The 23,681-nt window shown below is 61.6% G+C and carries 19 protein-coding genes and 1 tRNA gene; 1 reads left to right on the plus strand and 19 read right to left on the minus strand.

Annotated features, from left to right (window positions below; all coding sequences use genetic code 11):
* From EDF61_RS01995 to EDF61_RS02045, 11 genes are all read right to left on the minus strand, one after another.
* Positions 1–1,230 (minus strand): AI-2E family transporter, encoded by a 1,230-nt coding sequence (locus EDF61_RS01995; RefSeq protein ID WP_286172053.1) that lies wholly within the window; start codon positions 1,228–1,230, stop codon positions 1–3.
* A 301-nt stretch (positions 1,231–1,531) separates the two neighbouring features.
* On the minus strand, positions 1,532–2,971 hold the full coding sequence (locus EDF61_RS02000) for an APC family permease (protein ID WP_133833087.1): 1,440 nt from the start codon (positions 2,969–2,971) through the stop codon (positions 1,532–1,534).
* A gap of 213 nt (positions 2,972–3,184) precedes the next feature.
* Complete coding sequence (locus EDF61_RS02005; RefSeq protein WP_105657443.1) at positions 3,185–3,991, minus strand: Bax inhibitor-1/YccA family protein; 807 nt, start codon at positions 3,989–3,991, stop codon at positions 3,185–3,187.
* A gap of 299 nt (positions 3,992–4,290) precedes the next feature.
* Positions 4,291–4,372, minus strand: a tRNA-Leu gene (locus EDF61_RS02010).
* A gap of 117 nt (positions 4,373–4,489) precedes the next feature.
* Entirely contained in the window at positions 4,490–5,857 is a 1,368-nt protein-coding gene (locus EDF61_RS02015; RefSeq protein ID WP_105657442.1) for an NAD(P)/FAD-dependent oxidoreductase, read from the minus strand.
* 190 nt (positions 5,858–6,047) lie between these two features.
* A complete protein-coding gene (locus EDF61_RS02020; protein ID WP_105657441.1) occupies positions 6,048–7,553 on the minus strand; it encodes a S8 family serine peptidase in 1,506 nt (501 codons plus the stop codon).
* Positions 7,554–7,587: 34 nt separating this feature from the next.
* Positions 7,588–8,514, minus strand: a complete 927-nt coding sequence (locus tag EDF61_RS02025; protein ID WP_105657440.1) for a Ppx/GppA phosphatase family protein — start codon at positions 8,512–8,514, stop codon at positions 7,588–7,590.
* Positions 8,514–9,215: a DUF501 domain-containing protein gene (locus tag EDF61_RS02030; RefSeq protein ID WP_105657439.1), complete on the minus strand. Its 702-nt coding sequence runs from the start codon at positions 9,213–9,215 to the stop codon at positions 8,514–8,516. Before EDF61_RS02030 ends, EDF61_RS02025 begins: the two co-directional genes overlap by 1 nt.
* Positions 9,216–9,244: 29 nt before the next feature.
* Complete coding sequence (locus EDF61_RS02035; protein ID WP_133833088.1) at positions 9,245–10,063, minus strand: FtsB family cell division protein; 819 nt, start codon at positions 10,061–10,063, stop codon at positions 9,245–9,247.
* Between the two features lie 145 nt (positions 10,064–10,208).
* The gene (gene eno, locus EDF61_RS02040; protein ID WP_105657437.1) at positions 10,209–11,489 is read right to left on the minus strand and encodes a phosphopyruvate hydratase; all 1,281 of its coding nucleotides are present in this window, start codon (positions 11,487–11,489) and stop codon (positions 10,209–10,211) included.
* A gap of 92 nt (positions 11,490–11,581) precedes the next feature.
* On the minus strand, positions 11,582–12,280 hold the full coding sequence (locus tag EDF61_RS02045) for a MazG nucleotide pyrophosphohydrolase domain-containing protein (protein WP_133833089.1): 699 nt from the start codon (positions 12,278–12,280) through the stop codon (positions 11,582–11,584).
* A gap of 110 nt (positions 12,281–12,390) precedes the next feature.
* On the opposite strand from EDF61_RS02045, the gene EDF61_RS02050 reads away from it, so the two are divergent.
* On the plus strand, positions 12,391–13,881 hold the full coding sequence (locus EDF61_RS02050; protein ID WP_133833090.1) for an aldehyde dehydrogenase family protein: 1,491 nt from the start codon (positions 12,391–12,393) through the stop codon (positions 13,879–13,881).
* Positions 13,882–13,968: 87 nt separating this feature from the next.
* Here the strand turns inward: EDF61_RS02050 and EDF61_RS02055 are convergent, their stop codons facing one another.
* From EDF61_RS02055 to EDF61_RS02090, 8 genes are all read right to left on the minus strand, one after another.
* Complete coding sequence (locus EDF61_RS02055; RefSeq protein WP_105661700.1) at positions 13,969–15,150, minus strand: adenosine deaminase; 1,182 nt, start codon at positions 15,148–15,150, stop codon at positions 13,969–13,971.
* 103 nt (positions 15,151–15,253) lie between these two features.
* Positions 15,254–15,928, minus strand: a complete 675-nt coding sequence (locus EDF61_RS02060; RefSeq protein ID WP_105657434.1) for a DedA family protein — start codon at positions 15,926–15,928, stop codon at positions 15,254–15,256.
* Positions 15,929–16,385: 457 nt separating this feature from the next.
* Positions 16,386–17,699, minus strand: a complete 1,314-nt coding sequence (locus EDF61_RS02065; protein ID WP_133833091.1) for a thymidine phosphorylase — start codon at positions 17,697–17,699, stop codon at positions 16,386–16,388.
* A gap of 43 nt (positions 17,700–17,742) precedes the next feature.
* On the minus strand, positions 17,743–18,153 hold the full coding sequence (locus tag EDF61_RS02070; protein WP_105657432.1) for a cytidine deaminase: 411 nt from the start codon (positions 18,151–18,153) through the stop codon (positions 17,743–17,745).
* A 9-nt stretch (positions 18,154–18,162) separates the two neighbouring features.
* On the minus strand, positions 18,163–19,434 hold the full coding sequence (locus EDF61_RS02075; protein ID WP_105657431.1) for an ABC transporter permease: 1,272 nt from the start codon (positions 19,432–19,434) through the stop codon (positions 18,163–18,165).
* Complete coding sequence (locus EDF61_RS02080) at positions 19,431–20,636, minus strand: ABC transporter permease (protein WP_105661697.1); 1,206 nt, start codon at positions 20,634–20,636, stop codon at positions 19,431–19,433. Before EDF61_RS02080 ends, EDF61_RS02075 begins: the two co-directional genes overlap by 4 nt.
* Positions 20,633–22,231: an ABC transporter ATP-binding protein gene (locus EDF61_RS02085; protein WP_133833092.1), complete on the minus strand. Its 1,599-nt coding sequence runs from the start codon at positions 22,229–22,231 to the stop codon at positions 20,633–20,635. Before EDF61_RS02085 ends, EDF61_RS02080 begins: the two co-directional genes overlap by 4 nt.
* A 141-nt stretch (positions 22,232–22,372) precedes the next feature.
* Complete coding sequence (locus EDF61_RS02090) at positions 22,373–23,461, minus strand: BMP family lipoprotein (protein WP_105657428.1); 1,089 nt, start codon at positions 23,459–23,461, stop codon at positions 22,373–22,375.
* Between the last annotated feature and the right edge of the window lie 220 nt (positions 23,462–23,681).

The raw sequence follows: 23,681 nt of genomic DNA on the forward strand, positions 1-23,681 counted from the left end.
TTATTCCTCATCTGCTGTGGACTCAGGGTGCCGGGTTTCCGGCGAAGCTGTTGGTGCGGCGGCAGGGCCTGCAGCTGCAGCCGGCGGGGCGGCCTTCGCTGGGTCGCTCGCCTTCGGGCTCTGCGCCACTACTTGGCTTCCGTAGTGCTCAATCACGAATTGGTCGGTTTCCCAAGTTCGGCCCGACAGGTATTTCACGACCGCGTTGACCACCGCCAGCAGCGGAACGGCGAATAGCGCACCCGGAATGCCTGCAAGCATGGTGCCGCCGGCTACTGACAGGACCACTGCCAGCGGGTGCAGGCTTACTGCCTTGCCCATAATCAGTGGCTGCAGGATGTTGGACTCCGCCTGCTGGACCAGCAGCACTACGGCCAGCATGATCAATGCGTTGACCCAGCCATTGGCTACCAGAGCGAGCAAAACTGCCAGGGCGCCGGTAAACAGTGCACCGACGATCGGGATGAAGGAGCCGATGAAGACCAGGACGCCCAGTGGCATGGCAAGTGGCACGCCCAGGAAGAATGCACCGAATCCGATGCCGATGGCGTCGATCAGCGCAACGATCATCTGGACTCGCACGTAGGTGACCAGCGAGGCCCAGCCCCGGGTCAAGGCTCCGTCCATCGCCGGGCGGGCGCGGCGCGGCAAGAGGTTCACCAGGAACAAACCGATTTTGCGCCCGTCAAGCAGCAGGAAAATCAAGGCGAAGACGGCCAGCAATGTGCCTGTCAGGATCTGCCCGATCGCGGAGGTCCAGCTGATTGCTTCACTCAGGATGTTGGTGGCATTGCCGCGAAGCTGGACGAGGGTATCGTCCAGCACCTTCTGCAGGTCGTCGTTGGTCAGCTTGAGCGGGCCATTGAACAGCCAGTTCTGGACCTGCTCGATGCCAGAAAGCGCTTGGGCCCACAGGGCGGTAAATCCGGCCGAAAGCTTTTGCCCTGCAATCGATAGTCCTGCGGTGACCAGTGCAAGGAAGCCGATGAGAGTAATGCCGACGGCCAACCCGCGAGGTACCGCAAGCTTGGAGTTCATCGTATTCACAACCGGTGAGAGCAACCCTGCCAGCAGCGCCGCGATGAAAACCGGGATGACCAGCAAGGAGACTTTTGACAGCGCCCACACCAGCACGCCCACGGCTGCGATGATGATCAGGAAACGCCAAGCCCACGCCGCTGCCATGCGCATGGCATACGGCATGTCCTCGGCACTTTTGAAATCCGTCAAATCTGGCCTTGGCGTGGCGGGAGTTTCCGCCGGCTGACTCGGAAGTGAAACACGAAAACGTCGTAGACGTTCCAACCGGCTGCTCTTCATGGAACCACGCTATCGCGTTTGCCAGACAGCTTCTTGATCCATGTCTCAATTGTGACAAAAACCTAGGACCAGTGCCCGATATGGGCACTGGTCCTAGAAATCTAATTCAATATGTTTATTTGCCCTTACCACGGGTAACCAGATTGCACAGGCTGCATCTTATTGCTCATGCCACCTTGAAAGCCAAAGCTCATCAGGCGCTTCGCGCGTGCTATCTCCGGCGGCGCATGATCGCTTCAAGGACCCTCTCCTCAGCGTCTTCACCGGGCTTGATGCCTGCGGGTACCTTGAAGAAGAAAAGTGCGCCCAATGCCCACCAAATGGCGAAGATGGCCCACGGTTCCCAGCTCAGTGATGCCGGCATGCCGGGCATGTAGAGGCTGAAGAGCGCGGCAGTGAGAAGGACTGAAGTCCAGCCGATGACAGTTCCAGCAATTCCGTTGCCGCCAACGCGCAGCGGCCGATCCATCATGGGTTCGCGCTTGCGCAGCACGAGGAAGGTGACCGAGACCAGGAAGTAGGCCACGATGATGCTTGGCGCTCCCGAATCCACAAGCCACCCCAGCATTTCAGCTCCGAAGAATGGGGCCAGCATGGAGATTCCGCCGATGAAGACCAGGGCGTTGGCTGGAGTGCGGTACTTGGGATGCAATGTGCCAAACCAGGAAGGAAGCATGCCGCTTCGAGCCAGCGAGTAGACCAATCGCGAAGCTCCCAGCAATAGAGAGTTCCATGAGGTCAAGATGCCGGCGATGCCACCAGCAATCAGCACCTTGGCCATCAGCTCCGAACCGAACATGGCCCCGAAGGCATCCGCCGTTGCAATGTCAGCTCCAGCTAGTTGCGATGCAGGCATGGCCGACGATGTGGTCAGGACAACCATGACGTACCAAATGGTGGCCAAGACTACGGAGACGACTACGAGCTTGCCAATTTGCTTGGCCGGAATATTCACTTCTTCCGCGGACTGCGGAATCACGTCGAAGCCGATGAACAGGAATGGCACCGCCACCAGCACGGCGAAGAACCCGCTGGTTCCAGGGGTGAAGAACGGTTCCATGTTCTTGGCTTCGCCGCCGGCAAAGGCTCCCACGATCATCAAGACGCCGATCACCATCAGGAAGAGCACCACGAACGTCTGCAATACGCCCGCTTGCTTCACGCCGCGGATGTTGATCCAGGTGATCACCACCGCTGAAAGCACGCCTACCAACGCCCAGGTCAGGTTTACTTCGAAACCTGCAACAGTCCACAGGGGAATCTGGCTCATGCCCGGGAAGATGTATTCCACGGTTCGTGGCAAAGCAACCGCCTCGAAAGCCACAATCGTGACATAGCCGCCGGTAATTGCCCACGATCCGATAAACGAAGGCCGGGCGCCCAAGGCGCGCAGGATGAAGTTATGCTCGCCACCGGCTTTCGGCATGGCCGCGGTCAGTTCGGCATAGGTCAGGCCAACGACCGCCATGATGCCACCGCCAACGAGCATGGCCAGTACCGCGCCCATGGTGCCGGCGTTATCCAGCCACCCACCGGTCAGCACTACCCAGCCGAAGCCGATCATTGCACCGAACCCTAGGGCCAGGGCATCCAAGTTGCCCAAGGATTTCACCAGCCCCGGCGTTTTTCCCGCTGATTGCTCGACTGCCATTGCGTTCCTCCTGCCAAATCTGCTGTGAGTTGAGTATCTGAATAGCTACAGGAGAATCTAACCAAGGTTTCGCATGAGCGCCCAATCAGCTGTCATTTTCCATGGCATAGGCGGTTGCAGCCGATCATAAAAATTCATATTTGAACAGGCGATTAACGCACAAGGACCAGTGCCCGAAATGGGCACTGGTCCTTGCGAGCTATGCTATTGCGGCTAGTCGTCGCCACGCAGGATCGCGAGAATACGCAGGATCTCGGTGTACAGCCAGATCAGGGTCATGGTCAGGCCGAAGGCACCGCGCCATGCCATGATGGCTGGAGCACCCTGGTTGGACAGTTCCTCGATCATGGTGAAGTCGGCAACCAGTGCGTAAGTTGCCAGCAGTACAGCAACTACACCGATAACCAGGCCGAGGACGCCGTGGCGCATGCCGAACATGCCATCGATGACGCCAGTGAGCATCAGAACCATGTTGAGAAGCGAGAAGACGATCAGACCGACCATGCCGATCATGAACATCTTGTTCAGCTTGGGAGTCATGCGGTACTTGCCCGAGCGGTACAGCGCCAAGGTTACGCCGGCAACACACAGGGTAGCCAGTACAGCCTGGATAGCGATTCCCTGCATACCTTGACGGCTTTCAAGGAATCCGGAGAGACCGCCAAGGAACAGGCCCTGGGCTGCGGCATACAGCAAGATGAGCACAGGCGATGGGCGCTTCTTGAAAGCGTTAACCAGACCGAGGACAAAGCCAACCAAGGCACCTGGCAACATGAGGGCCGGCATGCCCCAGCCAATCGCGGCGCCAACAACAACCAAGGCCAGGCAGAGCACGGTCTTGTTGATCGTGGTTCCGATGGTCATGCGGCCGGTGTCGGCGCTGGTTGCAGCAGGCTGCTGGTACATCTGCTGCAGCTGGTCTGCGCTCATATTTGCGGTGTCACGGAATCCAACAGCACTTCCAGGCTTGGTTCCCCAAGCATCAGAGCGGCTGCTGGAACCAAAAATTGGATTGCCCAATGTCATTCCCCCATAGATTGCGATTGCGCCGGCACGTGGCTAGCTGAAGATCTTTTGCTTAATCCTATTGAGCATTGCTGTGAAATCACTCAGTCGGAAGGATGATATAGGGCATTTTTCCGAAGAAAAACTACTCTGTCAGCGATATTCTTGAAAGTTCTACCATCAAGGTTGCCTTGGCAGCCGATTTTGGTGGAATGCACGATGCCTGGGGTTGAACGATGGATGCGCTCCCACTTTTGGCAAAAGAAAAGACCGCTGCTGACCGGAAAATCCGGAACAGCAACGGCCTTATTCTGTACCCCCAGTGGGACTCGAACCCACAAGCCTTTCGGCAGCTGATTTTAAGTCAGCCGTGTATGCCAATTCCACCATAGGGGCAAGACTCTCAAATTTTACGTGATCGGCAAAGCAAATAGAAAATCCTTCTTTGCTGACGTATGCGAGGGGCCAATTGCTTGGCCCCTCGCATCATCGTCGATCAACTACGGCTCAAGCCTACTTCTTCGGCTTGGCCGACTCTTCGAAAGCAGTGCGTGGTGCTTCGAGGTTGTTCAGCTGCAGGGCATCGCGCTTGAAGACCAGTGCAACCAGCCAGTCGCCAACGACGCGGAACTTGCGCTCGAAGGTAGGCATGGCCATGCCGTGGTAGCCGCGGTGTGCCATCCATGCTGGCCAGCCCTTGAGCTTGATGCCAACAACCTTGGCAACGCCCTTGTTGCGGCCGAAGCCGGCAACTGCGCCCAGGTTGGAGTGCTTGTATTCCTTGATGGTGCCAACACCGTAGCGCGCAGCGTACAGGTTCTTCGCCAACAGCTTGGCCTGGCGCACTGCGTGCTGTGCGTTGGGAACGCAGGTGCCGTCCGGCAGGCCGCCGGTGACGTCCTTGACTGCCGAGATATCGCCGGCTGCCCAGGCGCCTTCCAGAGGTTCGCCGTTGGCATCCTTGATACGAAGGTCCGTGCGGGTCTCGATGCGGCCGCGCTGCTCGATTGGGAAATCGGTGGAGCGAACCATCGGGTTGGCCATAACGCCTGCAGTCCAGATCAAGGTGTCGGAACCGAACTCGCCCGCTGGGGACTTGTCGGCCATGTTGATCAGTTCCAGGTTGCCTTCTTCTGCATTGTTCAGCGAAGTGTTCAGCAATACCTCGATACCGCGGCTGCGCAGGTGATCGACAACCCACTCGGCCTGCTCGGCGGTGACTTCTGGCATGATGCGGCCCATGGCCTCGATCAGGACGAAGCGTGCTTCCTTCGCATCGATGCGGTCGTTGAGGCCGATCAGGTGGCGAGCCATGTCTTCCAGCTCGGCGATGGTCTCGATGCCTGCGAAGCCGCCGCCAACAACCACGAAGGTCAGGGCGCGCTTGCGTGCAACTGGATCAGTCATGTTCGAAGCGGACTCGATGCGCTCGGCAACCTTGTTGCGCAGGGCGACGGCCTCTTCAATGGTCTTCAGGCCAATGCCGGTTTCAGCCAGGCCAGCGATGGGGAAGGTACGGGTAACCGCACCAGCGGACATCACGACATCGGTGTATTCCAGCTCGAACTGCTCTCCGTTGACCGGAGCAATGACAGCCTTCTTGTTGGCATGATCGATGCTCAGCACGCGGCCGTTGACCAGCTCGGAGTGCTTCAGGTGCTGACGGTGCGAGACCACAACGTGGCGTGGTTCAATCTGGCCACCGGCAACTTCTGGCAGGAATGGCTGGTAAGTCATGTACGGGTTCGGGTCGACAACGGTGACGATGCCGCCGTGTGCCTTGACCTTCTTCTGCAACTTCATCGCGACGTACAGGCCTACGTAGCCACCGCCGACGATAAGAATGCGCGGACGCTTCTGGGAGGTTTCGATGATCGACATACTGCTGATTCTACGCGGATTTTTCGAGTTAGTGAAAACATTCACTAACTATTTCCGTTCGGTGTGTCACGTCGTCGCCAGGCGTGGGCGTTTCCGGCTGCCGAGGTTCGCGCCAAGCTGTCGAATTAAGCATCGGCAGGCGCGAAAAAGCGGGGTGGATCTTCAGTTTCCACCCCGCTTTGTCCGGTATTTACTTCTCTTCTTCGGGAATCTCGTCGAACAGATCCCGGCCGCCAGCTTGATCCGGGACTTTCAATGAACTCAAGGAAGCCGAACCAAGCCGCGCCGCAGCCTTCTCGCGTCGACGACGCACCAGGGTCTGGGCGATGCCTGCAATGATCACCAGCAGCAGGAGCACTCCCCCGCCGACGATCAGCAACGGCTGAAGCGCCGGTGCCGAGTCATCGGGAAGAACCGGATCTGGCGCCGCGACCTGCTTGAGGTCCGATTTCTCCATCGAGACGCCCGGAGCTGGGGTATCAGCAGTCTTCTGGGTGTCGCGGCGGTGCACGCGAATCCACTCGCTGATCGTGCCCAGCGGGTTCTCGGATACCGAGGGGACGCTCGCCGTCACTGCCGCCTGCGCATCGATGATTCCGTAGCCGTAGAGGTTGTCCACGCCGGCTGTGCCGGTGTCCTTGGCGGTCTTCAGGATGCGGTTGATGACTTCAGGAGCTTTCATGTTCGGGTATTCCGAACGAATCAATGCGGCCACGCCCGCCACCAAAGGAGCCGCGCCAGAGGTACCGGACCAGCGCGCGTAGCCGTCATCTGGCAAGCCGCCGACCAACTGCTCGGCAGGGGCTGCAACGCCGATGGAAATGCCTTCGGTCGAGGAATCCTGCGAAGCCTTGCCGCTGGCATCAACGCCGGCCACGGTCAGCACTCCCGGAATGGTGGCCGGGGCGCCCACCTGGCTCATGCCGCCCGAACGGTTGCCTGCAGCGGCAACAATAACCACGTCATGGTCTTCTGCGTACTTGAAGGCGTCATCCCAGCTTTCCGGCCATGCCGGGCTGGTTGAACCGAGAGACATGTTGATGACCTTGGCCCCGGAATCCACGGCCCATTTCACGGCACGGGGGATCTGGGTTTCCACTGGAATCTTCGCCGGGTTGCCTTCGCCCATCCACAGCGACACAGACAGCAGGTCTGCTGCCGGAGCGACGCCGAGCACGCCGTCCTTGCCGCTCTTCAGCTTTGGCACCTTTTCGTACTCAGGTTCCTGGGGAATGTCCTCGTCTTCGTCTTCGGCGGTCTTCTTGGCCTTTTCCCACGCGGCCTTCAAGCGCTCGTTCTCGGATTTAACCCGCTTGATTTCGCCCTTGTTGTTGCCGCGCCCGCCGAGCAAGGTAGCCACCAAGGTGCCGTGCTCGCTCATGACGCCTATGGGCTTGTTGCCCTTGTCTCCGCCTGAGCCGGACATATCAGCACCGCCAACCACGGCACCCTTCAAGTCTGGATGCGCGGTATCAATGCCGGTATCAATGATCGCGACTTTGACGCCTTCGCCCTTTGTCGTCTTGTGCGCTTCGGCCACGCCCAACGACTTGAGCCAGTATTCGGACTCACGCATGTTGTCAGCGCGGGCAGGTACGCCCACGCTGAGCAGGGTGAAGGCCAACAGCGCTGCGACAAGCAGAGAGCCGAGCTTGAGGAAGCCCATTCTTTTCCTGGCACGCAAAGCTGAGCTCAAGACATCTCCTTGGGTCGGTGACTGGGTGACAGGTTCAGGCGGCGGCAGCTGAAGCCGCGATTCCGTCGAGAATATCGTGTTCGGAAGCAATCAGAACCATTTCGCGGTTCCCGCTGGCCTTTTCAAGGTAATGAAGGATGCGTTGCACAATGGCTGCGCCAGCTTGGATCACATCAACTCGTCCCGGATGCATGAAGCCCAGTGCCGCGCGCTCTTCCCGGCTGTAGGAAAGCATGCTGGCGGTGGCTTGGCGCATCTGGGCGAAGCTCAGCTGCGCCCCATGGATCTTTTCCGACTCGTACTGCTTCAATCCCAGGGCCTGGGCGGTGAGCGTCGTGAAAGTGCCTGCAACCATGATCACCGCGTCGACCTGCGCAACGTCAACCGATCCGGCCAAGGATTCCAAGGTGCTGTCCATGAATTCCAAGGCCTGGTCCGAACGCATTCCCGCTTGGTGGAACCGTTCGGTAACGCGCACACAACCCATGTCCAGGCTCTTGGCTGCCAACGGGCCGGTGGCATCACCGAGAACGAATTCAGTGGATCCACCACCGAGGTCGATCACCAGGCTCTTGCCGCTTTGCCCGTCCCGAACCGAAGCCGCACCGGCAAAGGACAGGGAGGCTTCTTCTTCACCGCTGATCACTTCCGGGGCGACGCCCAGGATCTTGGTGATCCGCTCGGTGAAGACCTCGCGATTCGATGCATCGCGGGCCGCCGAGGTCGCTGCGAAACGGATGGCTTCCACCCCATGCTCATCGCACAGCTTCTTGTACTCGCGAGCAGCTTCAAAGGTGCGCTCCAAGGCCTCGGGAGCGAAAGCGCCGGTAGCGTCAACGCCCTGGCCCAAGCGCACGATGCGCATGGTGCGCAGCACGTCGACCAGCTGGCCATCGGCCCCGATGTCCGCGATCAGCAGACGGATGGAGTTGGTTCCGCAGTCAATACCGGCCACGCGCATTAGGCATCATCCTGGTCAGCGCCCTGTGCGGATTCACGCACGGCACGCTTCCGGGCGCGTTCTGCGCGCTTGGCCGCTGGGTCCTGCTGTTCCTGGGTCTTCACGTGGCGCGAGCGGTCACGGCTCGGGGCCTCGGATTCGGTATCCCAAGCACCCACGCAGTAGCACTTGTCCTTGGTCCACCACTGGGCAATCCCAGCCAGCGCTTCATCACCCAGCGGGTTCACGCCCTCGCCGGCAGCCAGCGAGTGCCCTACCAGCACGTGCAAGCACTTGACGCGGGTCGGCATGCCGCCAGCGGAGACACCAGCGATTTCCGGAACGGCCCCGGTCCCCGAGCGCTGGCCAATCGCATCGCGGTTGGCCAGGTACGACTCGTGGGCAGCTACATAAGCCTGCGCCAGCTGCGCGTCCTCACCCAGGCGGTCATTCATCTCGTTCATCAACCCGGCAGCTTCCAACCGCGACACTGCCGCAGTGATCACCGGGTGCGCCAGGTAGTAGGTGGTGGGGAAGGGAATACCCGAGGAAAGGCGCGGTGCCGTGGTGGCTACCAGAGGGTTTCCGCAAACGCAGCGCGCACCGATCTCCACCACATCGCGCACCGGGCGGTTCAGCTGGCGGGACAGGGTGTCGAGGTCAGCTTCGCTGGGTACTCGTCCGGCGGCGTCAAGGGCTTCGCGGATTGGCTGTTCAGTCACGGTTATAAGTCTCTTCGTGTTTAAAGTGGTTAGTCAGTGGCAGAACGTCGAACGGAGTCGAGCAGAGCATCAACCCATGGAAGTTCCTGGCGCACCTCGAAGGTGCTTCCGTTGCCGTCGGCGGGCGTCTCTTCATCCTTAGGGCGTTCACCCACCACCATGTAGAGCTTTTCACCAGGCATTACCAAGTTTATCCGCTCGCGTGCTTGCTGCTTGATGTACAGCGGGTCATCCCAGCGCGCGATCTCTGCCTTGAGGTCATCGCGCTGCGTCTCCAGCGCTTCGATCGAGGCATTCAGCTCATTCAGCTCCGCCATCTGCGTGCGGTAGAAATTCACCGTGGGCACGAGCATCACTGCGAAGAAGGCCAGGACCACGATCAAGGCGGCGATACGGCCGGAAAACCGGTGCGCAGCAACGGGTTCGCCCTTGGGGACGTGGTTCTGGCCAGACGGCTTCTGCCCCGGCTTGCGGCGTACGGCAGCAGAGAACTTCACCCGGTCATCGCGTCGGCGTTCGTTCTGCTTTTCCTTGGCACGTTCGCGCAGCGGCACCTTCGGCTTCGGCGCGTAATTTCCTGCAAATTTTTTCGGCTCACGTGACGCATCTGACGCTGGGCGTGCCGTCGATTTCGGCTGTGCTGCAACGCTTCTGGGCTTCTGCGCAGCGGGAGCGGCCTTCGGTGGGCGCGGCGTTGCAGGAGTTTGCCTGGCCTGCGCTTGTGGCCTGACGATGCGCAGAGCGTCGGTAGGCGGTTCAGCTTCGGAACCTGCGCCGTCATGTTTCGTCTGGTCAACCGGGGTTATTACGGCTTCTTCGGCCGGATCCGGAGTATTACGGCGAGGCATTCGCGGTGGTCGCTGAGCCATACTCCCCCAATTCCCGTGGTGCTTTTCTTGCGGTGTTGCCGTGGACTTGGCAAGATAATTCCATTAAATAACGAAAAGCCCGCCGGTATCCACTACCGACGAGCTTATTCGCTATTACTGAAAATTAGCTGTTGAAACGCGGGAACGCGCTACGGCCAGCGTAGACCGCCGAGGCGCCCAGGTCTTCTTCGATACGCAGCAGCTGATTGTACTTGGCTACGCGCTCGGAGCGAGCTGGTGCACCGGTCTTGATCTGCCCGGCGTTGGTTGCCACGCAGATGTCAGCGATGGTGACATCTTCGGTTTCACCCGAACGGTGCGAGGTGATGGTGGTGTACCCGGCACGCTGCGCCATGGTCACTGCATCGATGGTTTCGGTCAGGGTGCCGATCTGGTTGACCTTCACCAGCAGCGAGTTGGCGGTGCCCTTGGCGATGCCGTCGGCCAGGCGCTGCGGGTTGGTGACGAACAGGTCGTCGCCTACCAGCTGCACCTTGTCGCCAATGGCGTCGGTCAGGGTCTTCCAGCCATCCCAGTCGTCTTCATCCAGTGGATCCTCGATCGAAACCAATGGGAAGTCGGCCACCAGGCCAGCGTAGTAGTCGCTCATTTCCTGGGCGGAGAGCGCCTGGCCCTCGAACTGGTAAGCGCCGTTCTCGTAGAACTCGGAGGAAGCGACATCCAGCGCCAGGGCGATGTCTTCGCCCGGGGTGTAGCCAGCGCGCTTGATCGCTTCGGTGATCAGTTCCAGAGCCGCGCGGTTGCTTGGCAGGTTCGGAGCGAAACCGCCCTCGTCGCCCAGGCCGGTGGAGAGGTTCTTCTCCTTCAGCACGGACTTGAGGTTGTGGTAGACCTCGACGCCCCAGCGCAGGCCCTCGGAGAAGGTCGGCGCGCCGAGCGGGGCGATCATGAATTCCTGGATGTCCACGTCGGAGTCGGCGTGGGAGCCGCCGTTGAGGATGTTCATCAGTGGCACTGGCAGTACGTGCGCGTTAGGGCCGCCCAGGTACTTGAACAGTGGCAGGTTGGCGCTCACTGCAGCGGCGTTGGCCACTGCCAGGGAGACGCCGAGGATGGCGTTTGCACCCAGCTTGGACTTGTTGGCAGTGCCGTCCAGTTCGATCATGGTGGCATCGATGGCGCGCTGGTCGGTGGCGTCAAGGCCCTCCAGCTCGTCGGCGATTTCGTCGATGACGGACTCTACAGCACCCAGTACGCCCTTGCCGAGGTACCGGTCTTTGTCGCCGTCGCGACGCTCAGCTGCTTCGAAAGCGCCGGTGGATGCACCGGAAGGAACAGCAGCACGGCCATGCGAGCCGTCGGATAGCAGGACCTCGACCTCGACGGTCGGATTGCCGCGGGAATCAAGGATTTCGCGCGCGTGAATGGCGTCAATCAATGCCATGAGTATGGACTCCTTGTAGAAAAGGGGTGGTCTTGGGGCAGGTCAACCAGCGGTCGCTGATAAGACCGTCGGCGCCATTGCCTGTCTCTAGCCTAGCGCTTCGAAGGTGATTTGGGCGATGTTGTTGCGCCAGTTTCCGCGCCGTATTGCTGGCCCAGGGCCGCACGCAGCACCGATTCGGCATCCAGGCCCAGCTCCTCGGCCCTCGCTGACAGGGCCATTAATTCCTTGGCCAGGGAGAACTCGTCGACGATTCGTTCACGGATCTGCTCGGTGACTAGCCCGGCCGCGGGCTGTGCCGATCCTGCTCTGGCATGGCGATCAAGCAATTTCTGCGCGAGCGCTAGGGACGGCAGCCCAGCGGGCAGTCCCGCGTTCTTCCGCTTCTTCGGCTGGCCGGCGCGTTCGGCCTGCTTCGCCGCATCCCACACGCGGATAATCTCATCCACATCCGTGATGACGTCCTGGCGGACCTGGCCCTGCTCGTCGAAAATATGCCGGTTGCGGCGCAATAGCTTCGCATTCAGCGTTTCGGCGACATCTTCCAGGCCGAAATGGTCTTGCTCCTCGGCGATCAGCGAATGCAGCAGGATCTGGAAGAACAAGTCCCCCAGCTCCTCCTTCAACAGGGCTGGGTTCCGTTCGGCGATGGCGTCCAGTACCTCATAGCTTTCCTCAATGAGGTAGGTGCGCAGCGACTCGTGAGTCAGCGCGCCAGTCCAGGCGCATCTGCTGCGAAGGGCCCGTACGGTGGCGTTGAGCTGCTCTAGCTGCGTTCTGTTCTCCGGCATAGGAACATGCTATCGAAGCGGGCTTTCAGCCTGCGGCCAAGGAGCTGCCCATTGCTGCCCATTCGGGCTAGCATGGCCGTAGTTCATCCCGACGACGCGAAGGATTGCCAATGACCGTCCAAGACACCGCCCAGCTGGAATTCCTGGATCAGCTTCCAGCCAAACTCTTCATCGGCGGCCGGTGGGTTGAGGGGCGCTCCGAGCGCATCCTGCGCACTGCCAACCCTTTTGATGACTCGCTCCTGGCCGAGATCCGCCAGGCGTCGACCGACGACGTCGACGACGCCTATGGCGCTGCCGCCGCTGCGCAGCCAGGCTGGGCGGCGCTCTCCCCCGGCAAGCGCACGAAGGTCTTGAACCAGGCCGCCGACTACCTGCAGTCGAACTTCGAGGGCATCCTGGCGCTGTTGACCGCCGAATCCGGTTCCACGCAGTTGAAGGCGAACATCGAACTGGGCGGCACCATCGCTGCCATCCGCGAAGCAGCCACCTTCCCCACCCGCGTGCACGGCAAGATCCTGCTCTCCAATGCCGAGGGCAAAGAGAACCGGGTCTACCGCGAACCAGTCGGCGTGGTGGGCGTCATCAGCCCGTGGAACTTCCCGCTGCTGCTGTCGGCCCGGTCCGTAGCGCCCGCCCTGGCCCTGGGCAACGCGGTGGTGCTCAAACCCGCCTCGGATACCCCGCTGGTGGGAGCCCTGGTCCTGGCCAAGGCTTTCGCCGAGGCTGGCCTGCCAGATGGCGTGCTGAACGCAGTGGTTGGGTCCGGTTCGGAAATCGGCGACTACTTCGTGGCGCATCGGACCCCGTCGCTGGTTTCGTTCACCGGTTCGACTCCGGTGGGCAAGAACGTCGGGAAACTCGCGGTCAGCGGCGAGCACATGAAACGCGTGGCGCTGGAGCTTGGCGGCAACGCGCCATTCGTCGTGCTCGAAGACGCTGACCTTGACGAAGCAGCGAAAGCCGCGACCCTGGGCAAGTTCTTGCACCAGGGGCAGATCTGCATGGCCATCAACCGCATCATCGTCCAGGCTCCGGTCTACGAGGCCTTCATCGAGAAGTTCATCGAGCAGGTCGGCAAGCTCGGCTATGGCGATGCCGCCGATCCAGCCAACCTCGTAGGACCGATCATCAATGACGCCCAGTTGGCGTCGGTGAGCGGCAAGATCAAGACCGCGCGTGGCCAGGGCGCCCGCGAAGTCCTGGCAGGTTCGATCACAGGCCGTGTGGTCTCTCCCCACGTCTTCGCAGATGTCACCAGCGGCATGGAACTGTTCCGCGAGGAGATCTTCGGCCCGGTCGTGGGCATCGCCAAGGCCGACTCCGAAGAGCATGCGCTGGAACTGGCCAATGACACCGAATTCGGCTTGTCCTCGGCCGTTTTCACGCAAAACCTGGAGAAGGGCGTCGCCTTTGCCCGCGGCATCAAGGCCGGGATGACTCACGTCAATGACATCACCGTCAATGATGAACCGCATGTGATGTTCGGTGGCGAGAAGAATTCGGGTCTGGGCCGTTTCAACGGCGAGTGGGCTATCGAGGAATTCACCACCGATCACTGGGTCGGCGTGCAGTCCACCAAGAAGCAGTACCCGTTCTAGGAACCACCTGCCCTTGGAACCAGCGAAGCCGCCCCTTGCTTGGGCAAGGGGCGGCTTCGGTGGTTGCCTGGCGGCTGGGTCCTGGAACTAGTCGGCGACGTTTTCGTATTCGTCTTCGTCGTAGTCCTCGTCATCCAGCAGGTTGTCGTAGTAGTCGTTGATGTACTCAACGAGCAGCTCGCGCATTTCCAGCGGGACGAAGGCAGCTTCGGCGGCGTTCAGCGTCAGATCCAGCAGATCTTCCAAGTCGTAGTCGAAGGCTTCTACCAGCAATTCGAACTCGTCGGACAAGGTGGTGCCGGACATCAGGCGGTTATCCGGCGAGATGGTGACATTGAAACCGGTCTGGACCAGCAGGTCGATCGGGTGGTTCCCGATGCCTTCGCCGAATTTGGAGGTAGCACCGGTCTGCAGGTTCGAGGACGGGCAGACTTCCAGCGGGATGCCGCGTTCGCGGACCCAGTTCGCTACCGGGCCCAGCGATACCAGGCCGGTATCGTCGCTGAGTTCTTCGCCGTTCTCGTCGATAGCTCCGAACTCGATCTCGATGTCCTCGGCTACGCGGACTCCGTGGCCCAGGCGCTGGGCGCGGCCGATCAGGATGGCTTCCTTGATGGAATCCAGGCCGGCTGCTTCGCCAGCGTGCACGGTGGTTGGGAAGAGGTTCTCGGCCAGCAGGTCGAAAGCTTCCTTCATTACCGATGGCGGGAAGCCATCTTCAGCACCGGCGATATCGAAACCGACGACGCCGCGACCACGGTGGCGCAGGGCCAGCTTGGCGATTTCCACGCCTTGGTCGCTGTGGCGCATGGCGGTAACGATCTGGCCGATCTGCATCGGGTGGCCCTCGGCGTTGAGCTGCTCGCAGGCCTGGTCCAGGCCTTCCTGGATGGCGTCGACGACGTCGTCCAGGCTCAAGCCTTCGCGGCGGTGCTGCTCTGGTGCATAGCGGACTTCGCCGTAGATGACACCGTCTTCAGCGAGGTCCTCTACGAATTCGCGGGCAACGCGGATCAGCGCATCTCGGGTCTGCATGACCGCGACGGTGTGCTCGAAGGTTTCCAGGTAGCGTGGCAGCGAGCCGGAGTCGGCTGATTCACGGAACCATTCGCCCAAAGCTTCTGCTTCGGTCTCTGGCAGCTCGTGTCCAATCTCGGCGGCCAGCTCGATGATCGTCTGAGGGCGCAAACCACCGTCGAGGTGGTCATGGAGCGAAACTTTAGGCAGATCCCGGAAATCGAATTCGGGATCGTAGTCAGTATGAATCATTTCTTCAGTCACACCACTGAGCCTAGTCGCATTTTCGCGGAACTGACAGCTCCAACGGGTAAAGATCTGCGAGCCACTATGTGACCCTGATCAATACGGGAGGTTAACCCTCGTCAGGGGTTGGCGGGACGGTCTGCCTGGCTGGTTGCACCGGGTGCCCTTCGCGCTTCGCCGCGCGCCGATGCAGGCGATCCAGCACCCAGCTGACGATCCGGTCGATGACGAATCCGAGCACTACGGCGATGACAATGGAAACTGCAATGCCCAGCAGCTTGTTGTCGTGCATCCAGTTGCCGGCCAGCGCACCGATGCTGACGGAGTAGGCAGCCCAGGTCAGTACGCCGATGGTGTCGAAGAGGGTGAAGCGCTTGTGGCTGAATCCGGTGGCGCCCGCGGTCAGGTTCACGGCCACTCGGCCAATCGGGATGTATCGGGCCGTGAAAATCAGCAGAGCGCCCGAGGTTTCAAGTTTCTTCTCGGCATAGTTCAGCACCCGCTGCGCGCGTTGCCCGCGCATCCACTTGAACCCCCTGGATCCGATCTTGCGTCCGATGGCGTACGTGATCTGGTCGCCGAGCAAGGCACCGCCGGCACCGAGCAAGCCGATCAGGACAAGGTTGGGAACACCGGTGTGGACGCCGACCGCGGCCAGTGAAACCAAAAATGATTCACTCGGGACGAGGGGGAAAATCGCATCGATCATGCAGAACAGAAACAATAACGGCAGGATCCACCATGCGCTAGCGGCCTGCGTGATTGCCTCATTGACTAATTCCATGCGTGCCTACATCTACTTTCCCAAGGCGCTCCATGCGCTGAATGTCTCTCCATTTTCGCTCGAGAACTCACCTGCGCGCATCCTGCTTACGTTGCGTTGTGGACAATTCCCATCTGCTACCCAGGTAGGAGTTAACTGACTAACGTTTGACTACGCCGTTATTGTTCCCGGGAACTTTCTGGGAACTTCCACTGCGGCAGCTGGCCTGGGGACCGCAAGGATGCCAGCCCATCGATACCGCGACTTCGAAGACGAACGGACCTGCAGGGCCCTCCGGAAAAGAAAAGCCCAGCTGCTGCAGGCAGCGAGGCCGGGGAAGAGCACTCGCAGGGCGACCAGGCTCCCGATATTTCTGGAGCGGGGCACTGATTGCCAGCGGATAGGTCGCCGGCAAGCGAAAGAGCCGGGAAACACGGCAACGTGTTTCCCGGCTCCTTGAGCGCCCATCCGGATTCGGCTACTTGGCAGCGATGCGGTCCAGGATCAGGCGGGTGTCCGGACGGTCATCGGCCGAACCGATCATGATGGCGCGCTGGACCAGCTCGATGGCACGCTCCATCTTGGCCGGGGTGTCGGTCAGCAAGGTGGCAATCGGCTCGCCACGGCGAACCAAGGCACCTGGCTTCACGTGCATGCGCACGCCGGCGCCGGCCTGGACGCTGTCTTCCTTGCGGGCACGTCCTGCGCCCAGGGTCCACGCGGCCAGGCCGATGTCCATCGCGTCGAGCTTGATCAGCACGCCCTCGGCGGGCGCCACCACGGTGTGCGATTCCTTGGCTACCGGCAGCTTGGCATCCGGATCGCCGCCCTGGGCCGCGATCATCTTGCGCCAGATGTCCATGGCCTTGCCGTTCTTCAGCGCACCGGGGACATCCGCATCCTTGATGCCTGCCCCGGCAAGCATCTCGGTGGCCAGGGCCACGGTCAGCTCCACGACGTCCTCTGGTCCGCCGCCGGCCAGGACCTCAACGGATTCCTCGACCTCGATGGCGTTGCCGGCGGTCAGGCCCAGCGGGGTTTCCATGTTGGTCAGCAGCGCCACGGTGTTCACCGACGCATCGGTGCCCAGGTTCACCATCGTCTCGGCCAGTTCGCGGGCCATGGCCTCGTCCTTCATGAACGCGCCGGAGCCGACCTTCACATCCAGCACCAGGGTGCCGGTGCCTTCGGCGATCTTCTTGCTCATGATCGAGGACGCGATCAGCGGGATGGCTTCCACAGTGGCGGTGACATCGCGCAGGGCATAGAGCTTCTTGTCCGCCGGAGCCAGTCCGGTGCCGGCGGCGCAGATGACCGCGCCGACGTTGGACAGCTGGGAGAACAGCGCTTCGTTGGACAGATCCGCCTTCCAGCCGGGAATGGCTTCGAGCTTGTCCAGGGTGCCGCCGGTGTGGCCCAGCCCGCGGCCCGAGAGCTGCGGGACGGCCACGCCGAAGCTGGCGACCAGCGGAGCCAGCGGCAAGGTGATCTTGTCCCCCACGCCGCCGGTGGAGTGCTTGTCGGTGGTGGCCAGCTTCTTGCCCGACGGGTCGGTGAGGGCAGAGAAGTCCATGCGTTCCCCGGAGTTGATCATCGCGGTGGTCCAGCGCGAGATCTCGTTGCGGTTCATGCCCTGGAAGTAGATGGCCATGTTCAGCGCGGACATCTGCTCTTCGGCGATGACCCCGCGGGTGTAGGCGTCGATGGTCCAGTCGATCATCTCGTTGCTCAGTTCGCCGCCATCGCGCTTGGCGCGGATGACTTCGACGGCACTGAATTGCTCGGTAGCCATATCAGGCACCTTCCATTCTGCTGTTGGCCGGTGTGCTCCGGCGCTAGAAGTTGAGATTCTGCGGCCCGAACGCGTCAGGCAAGAGGTCATCGATTCCCACGATGCCGCGGGCTGTCTTGATCAGCAGCTGCGCCCCGCGGTGTTCGAAAAGCAGCTGGCGGCACCGGCCGCACGGGGTAATCAGTTCGAGCTCGCCCTCGCGCAGCTGGCCGAAGCACAGGAAGTATTCCATGGTGCCCCCGCCGGTGGCGAAGAGCTGGCCCACCATGGCGCATTCAGCGCACAGGGTGACCCCGTAGGCGGCGTTCTCGATGTTGCACCCGGAAATCAGGCGGCCGTCGCTGGTCAGTGCCGCGGCACCCACCCGGAACTCGGAGTAGGGCGCGTAGGCCTGGGACAGCGCGGCCGCAGCCGCAGCTTCGAGCTGCGGCCACGGCGCGTTGTTGCTATTCATGGGAAATCGCTATTCCTTCACGTAGGGTTCGCCCGCAGCTGCCGGTCCGCGCGAACGCCCCACCAATCCGGCCACCGCGAAGATGGTCACCAGGTAAGGCATCATGGCCATGAACTGGCTTGGTACCGGGGTGCCGATGATCGTCAGGATCACCTGCAAGTTATCGGCGAAGCCGAAGAGCAGGGCGGCCAGGAAAGCGCCGATCGGGTTCCACCGGCCGAAGATGACTGCGGCCAGCGCGATGAAGCCGCGGCCGCCGGAGATTTCCTTGGTGAAGGAGTCGATGGCCACCAGGGTGAAGAAGGAACCGCCGATGCCGGCCACGATGCCGCCGAGGGTGACATTCCAGAAGCGGATCGCGTTGACCTTGATGCCCAGGGTATCGGCTGCCTTCGGATGCTCGCCCACGGCGCGCACGCGCAGGCCCCACTTGGTCTTGAACAGGCCGAACCAGACCAGGAAGACGGCCAGGTACATCAGGTAGCCGATCACCGACTGCTTGAACAGGATCGGGCCAATGACCGGGATCGAGGAGAGCAGCGGGATTTCAATGACCGGCAGGTGCGCTGGCGAGTTGAAGCGCTCCGGGTCCTCCTGCATCACGGTGGTGAACAGGAAGCCGGTGATGCCCGAAACCAGCACGTTCAGGACCACGCCGACGATGATCTGGTTGACCACGTACTTGATGGAGAAGACCGCCAGGACCAGCGAGACCATGGCGCCGGCCAGGCCGGCGGCAACCAGGCCCGCGAAGGCGCTCTGGGTCAGCGAGGCGACCAGTGCCGCGGTGAAAGCACCGCCCAGCAGCTGGCCCTCGATGGCGATGTTGACCACGCCGGCACGCTCGCACAGCACGCCCGAAAGCGAACCGAAGACCAGCGGCACGGCCAGCACCACGCCACCGGCCAGCAGGCTGGCCAGCGAAATGCTGTTGATGTTGGCGCCGGAAACCACCCAGATCAGGAAGCCCAGCACGAACAGGACCGCCGCGATGGCGACCATCCAGGTGGCCAGGATCCTGCCCTGCTTGCGCTGCATCCACGCGTAGGCGGCAATGGCCAGCAGCAGCACGCCGAACACGATGTTGGTGATGCGGCCCGGGAAGACCAGTTCGGGCAGCTCGAAGGCGTCGCCGGCGCTGTTCAGCGTGAAGTGGGCGGCTTGGTCGTTGCCCAGCAGGCCGAAGCTGAAGAAGACGATCACTGCGATCACCGAGAGGATGATCGGGGTCTTCTTGCTCGGCAGGACGTTGATTGCCGGCTGCAAGGTGGAAGAGGTCACTTGGCACCTGCCTTAGTAGGTTCGAGCTTGGAGCTGCGCTTCTTCTTGCGGTTCATGCCGAAGATGGCCTTGACCAGCGGCGGAGCGGCAATGAACAGCACGATCAGCGACTGCACCACCGAAACGATGTCGATCGGGGTGCCGGTGGTGATCTGCATGTTCACCGCACCGGCCTGGAACGCTCCGAAGAGCAGGCCGGCGAAGAAGGTGCCCCACGGGGTGGAGCGGCCCAGCAACGCCACGGTGATCGCGTCGAAGCCCAGCGAGCCGGCGATGCCGCCGGTGAGCACCTTTTCGGTGCCTGCCACCTGTGCCACGCCTGCGGCACCGGCCAACGCGCCAGCCAGCGCCATCGCGATGATGGTGGTGCGGGCCACGTTGATGCCGGCGGTCTGCGCGGCTTCCGGGTTGTGGCCCACGGCGCGGAATTCGAAGCCCACGGTGGAGCGCTTGAACATCCAGGACACGGCCAGCACCAGCAGCACCGCCATCACGAAGCCCAGGTGCAAACGCGAACCGGGGATCGCCGGGAAGATGGCCGAGCTGTCCAGGATCGGCGAGATCGGGTTGGTCTCGCCGGGACGGCGGAACCCCTGGGTGTTCATCAGGAAGTCGATCAGGTACACGGCCACGTAGTTGAACATGATCGTGAGGATCACTTCGTGGGCGCCGGTCTTGGCCTTGAGCAGGCCGACCAGGCCGCCCCAGATCGCGCCGCCGAGCAGGCCGAAGACGATCACCAGCAGCAGGTGCAGGCCGATGGGCAGGTGCCAGGCGAAGCCGATGTAGGCGGCCAGCACCGAGCCGATGATGATCTGGCCCTGGGCACCGATGTTGAACAGGCCGGCGCGGAATGCCACGGCCACGCCCAAGCCGGCGCAGATCAGCGGGGTGGAGACGGTCAGGGTCTCCAGGAACGGCTTGAACCCCTGCGAGGAGTTGTAGATCGAGCCGTTGAACAGCGCCACATAGCTTTCGGTGGCCGCACGCCAGAATTCGCCGAAGAAGGCCGAAGGCTGGGCGAAGAGGTAGCCGGCCGTTTCGCCCACCTTCTCATCGGTGACCGCAATCAGCAGGCCGCCGATGACCAGTGCGACGATGACGCCGAGGACCGAGACCAGGCCTGGTCCCTGGGTGATTTGGCGCAAGAGGTCATTGCCCGGCTTGCCGGAGCCGGGAACCACAGGTGCTTTCTCGCTCACTGCGCTTCTCCTTCCTGGTTGTCATGCTCGCTAGCTGGCTGGGCTTCAACCGGCTCGTTCTCCGCCTTCGCGAATTCGGCCTGGGCCAGGGCTTCTTCCTGCGAAACGCCGGCCATCATCAAGCCCAGCACCTCGCGGGAGGTGTCGCCCGGCACGATGCCGTTGATCCTGCCCTTGTAGAGCACGGCAATGCGGTCGGCCAATTCCATGACCTCGTCCAGCTCGGTGGAAACGATCATCACCGGGGTGCCCTTGTCGCGTTCGGCCACGATGCGGCGGTGCAGGAACTCGATGGAGCCCACATCCACGCCGCGGGTCGGCTGCGAAGCGATGAACAGCTTCAAATCGCGGCTCAACTCGCGGGCCATCACGACCTTCTGCTGGTTGCCGCCCGAGAGGCTGGAGGCAGGGTTCAGCGGATTATCGGTACGCACGTCGAAGCCCTGGATCTGCTGCGCGGCGTTCTTCTTGATCGCCTCCAGGTTCATCGAGATGCCCTTGCCGAAGGGCGGGCGGTCGTAGAGGTCCAGCACCAGGTTCTCCTCGATGGAGAACTGGGTGACCAGGCCGTGCACCGAACGGTCTTCGGGAACGAAGCCGAGGCCCGAGCGCAGGATCTGCTTGACCGACTTGCCAACCAGCTCTTGGCCGGCGAGCTTGACCGAGCCGCCCGTCACCGGCTGGGTGCCCAGGATCGCTTCGGTCAGTTCGGTCTGGCCGTTGCCCTGCACGCCGGCGATCGCCAGGATCTCGCCTGCATGGATATCCAAGGTGACCGAGTCCAGCGTGGTGGTGCCCGCCGGGTCGACGACCGTCAGGTCCTTGACCTGCAGTACCGCCGGCCCGGGAGTGGCTGCCGCCTTGTTCAGGTTCAGTTCCACGGCGCGGCCGACCATGAGGTTGGCCAGCTCGGTGGTGGAGGATTCCGGGGAGACCGAATCGATGACCTGGCCGCGGCGGATCACGGTGATCACATCGGAGACGGCGCGCACTTCGCGCAGCTTGTGCGAGATGAAGACGATGGAGGTGCCGTTGGCCTTGAGCTGGCGCATGATGTCCAGCAGCTCGTCGGTTTCCTGCGGGGTCAGCACCGCGGTCGGCTCATCGAGGATCAGGATCTTGGCCTCGCGCACCAGGGCCTTGATGATCTCGACACGCTGCTGCACGCCAACGGGCAGGTCTTCGACGACCGCGTCCGGGTCCACGTCGAAGCCGTAGCGGTCGGAGATCTCGCGGATCTTCTTGCGGGTGACCTGCAGGTCAAGCACGCCGCCAGCCTTGGTGGTTTCTGCGCCGAGGGCAATATTCTCTGCCACGGTGAAGACCGGGACCAGCATGAAGTGCTGGTGCACCATGCCGATGCCCGAGGCCATGGCGTCGCCCGGTCCGGAGAACTCGACGGGCTTCCCGTCCAGCAAAATTTGGCCCTCGGTCGGCTGGTACAGCCCGTAGAGCACGTTCATAAGCGTGGACTTTCCAGCACCGTTTTCGCCGAGCAGACAGTGAATCTGGGCGTCATCGACCGTCAGGTCGATATCTTTGTTGGCGTAGAAAGAACCGAAGGCTTTCGAGATTCCTCGTAGTTCGAGTTTCACGATTCCACCATCTTCATTGTTCGTTTGGCGAGGTTCTTGCTTGCAGGTTGTTTTGGCCCTTAGGCAGGCATAAAGCGCGTCACCTGCCCACCGCTGTATTGCGGCGAGCGGTGACGCGCTCCATGGCTGGTTTGCCTAGACCTACTTGGGGCTGGAGGCCGATTCGATCTCCAGCTCACCGGAGATGATCTGCTGCTTCAGGGCATCGATCTCCTTCTTGGTGTCTTCGCCGATTTCCTCATCGAAGTTGTGGAACGGTGCCAGTGCAACGCCCTCGTTCTCCAAGGTGCCCACGTACGGGGTCGAGTCGAACTTGCCCTCGGCGTCGGTGCGGATGACATCTTCGACTGCGGTGTCCATGGTCTTCACGACCGAGGTCAGCATGACGTCCTTGTAGTCAGGAGCGGTCAGGAAGCCGTCGGAGTCGACCCACACGAGCTTGGCTTCTTTGCCGCCGTCGTTGGCCTCGACTACTGCAGCGCCAGCGCCCTTGCCCACTGGGCCGGCGACAGGCATGACAACGTCAGCGCCGGAAGCGATGAAGTTCTTGGTGATCTGCTTGCCCTTATCCTGCTTCTCGAAGTCGCCGGAGAAGGTGCCGTCCTGCTTCTTCTTGTCCCAGCCCAGCAGCTTGACGTCCTTGCCCTTGTCTTCGTTGAACTTGGCCACGCCGTCAGCGAAGCCGTCCATGAAGATGGTGACGGTAGGGATCTTGATGCCGCCGAAGGTGGCAACGGTGCCGGTCTTCGAAGCGGCAGCTGCTGCGTAGCCTGCCAGGTAGGCAGCCTGGGCCGTGTCGTAGATGATCGGCTTGACGTTCTCGATCGGCTTCTCGTACTGGAAGTCGACGATGGCGAAGTTCTTGTCCGGGTTGGCCGCGGCAGCCTCAGCGGTTGCGTCGCCCAGCAGGAAGCCGATGGTGACGGTCAGGTCGCAGCCTGCGTTGACCATGCCGTTGAGGTTGGTCGCGAAGTCGGCGTTCGACTTGGATTCGGCATCCTTGGTCTGGATGCCCAGGTCCTTCTCGGCGTTCTTCAAGCCGCGGAAGGAAGATTCGTTGAAGGACTGGTCGTCGAATCCACCGGAGTCGGACACAATGCAGCCGACGTAGTCCGGGAACTGGCCAGCCGAGCTGGTCTCTTCCGGTGCAGCGCCGCAGGCGCTCAAAGCTAATGCCGAGATGCCGAGCATGGCTGCAGCCATACCGGTCTTGCGCGATACGAAGCGCATCTGTTCCTCCAAAGAATCTTGCGAGATAATGCGGGAGGCAAGACACCTGACCCTCGTGCAAGGCTTCATTGCCTAGGCCTTACTCGAGCACACCAAAAGTCATAGCATTCCCATCGTTTCCATAGCCTATCGGAGATATGTCACAGGTAAAGACGATAAAGATTACAAACAGATAACTTACGGGCCACAAAACGGCAAGCGCTTAACGCCAACGCCCAAG

The sequence above is a fragment of the Arthrobacter sp. JUb115 genome (assembly GCF_004365035.1).
Lineage (GTDB): Bacteria > Actinomycetota > Actinomycetes > Actinomycetales > Micrococcaceae > Glutamicibacter.

What these genes read in the sequence shown, in the direction of transcription:
- EDF61_RS02000 (WP_133833087.1), bottom strand. Translation starts at nt 2,971, where the DNA reads ATGGCAGTCGAGCAATCAGCGGGAAAAACGCCGGGGCTGGTGAAATCC.
- EDF61_RS02015 (WP_105657442.1), bottom strand. Translation starts at nt 5,857, where the DNA reads ATGTCGATCATCGAAACCTCCCAGAAGCGTCCGCGCATTCTTATCGTC.
- EDF61_RS02025 (WP_105657440.1), bottom strand. Translation starts at nt 8,514, where the DNA reads ATGCGCGTGGCCGGTATTGACTGCGGAACCAACTCCATCCGTCTGCTG.
- EDF61_RS02035 (WP_133833088.1), bottom strand. Translation starts at nt 10,063, where the DNA reads ATGCCTCGCCGTAATACTCCGGATCCGGCCGAAGAAGCCGTAATAACC.
- eno (WP_105657437.1), bottom strand. Translation starts at nt 11,489, where the DNA reads ATGGCATTGATTGACGCCATTCACGCGCGCGAAATCCTTGATTCCCGC.
- EDF61_RS02045 (WP_133833089.1), bottom strand. Translation starts at nt 12,280, where the DNA reads ATGCCGGAGAACAGAACGCAGCTAGAGCAGCTCAACGCCACCGTACGG.
- EDF61_RS02050 (WP_133833090.1), top strand. Translation starts at nt 12,391, where the DNA reads ATGACCGTCCAAGACACCGCCCAGCTGGAATTCCTGGATCAGCTTCCA.
- EDF61_RS02055 (WP_105661700.1), bottom strand. Translation starts at nt 15,150, where the DNA reads ATGATTCATACTGACTACGATCCCGAATTCGATTTCCGGGATCTGCCT.
- EDF61_RS02060 (WP_105657434.1), bottom strand. Translation starts at nt 15,928, where the DNA reads ATGGAATTAGTCAATGAGGCAATCACGCAGGCCGCTAGCGCATGGTGG.
- EDF61_RS02065 (WP_133833091.1), bottom strand. Translation starts at nt 17,699, where the DNA reads ATGGCTACCGAGCAATTCAGTGCCGTCGAAGTCATCCGCGCCAAGCGC.
- EDF61_RS02070 (WP_105657432.1), bottom strand. Translation starts at nt 18,153, where the DNA reads ATGAATAGCAACAACGCGCCGTGGCCGCAGCTCGAAGCTGCGGCTGCG.
- EDF61_RS02090 (WP_105657428.1), bottom strand. Translation starts at nt 23,461, where the DNA reads ATGCGCTTCGTATCGCGCAAGACCGGTATGGCTGCAGCCATGCTCGGC.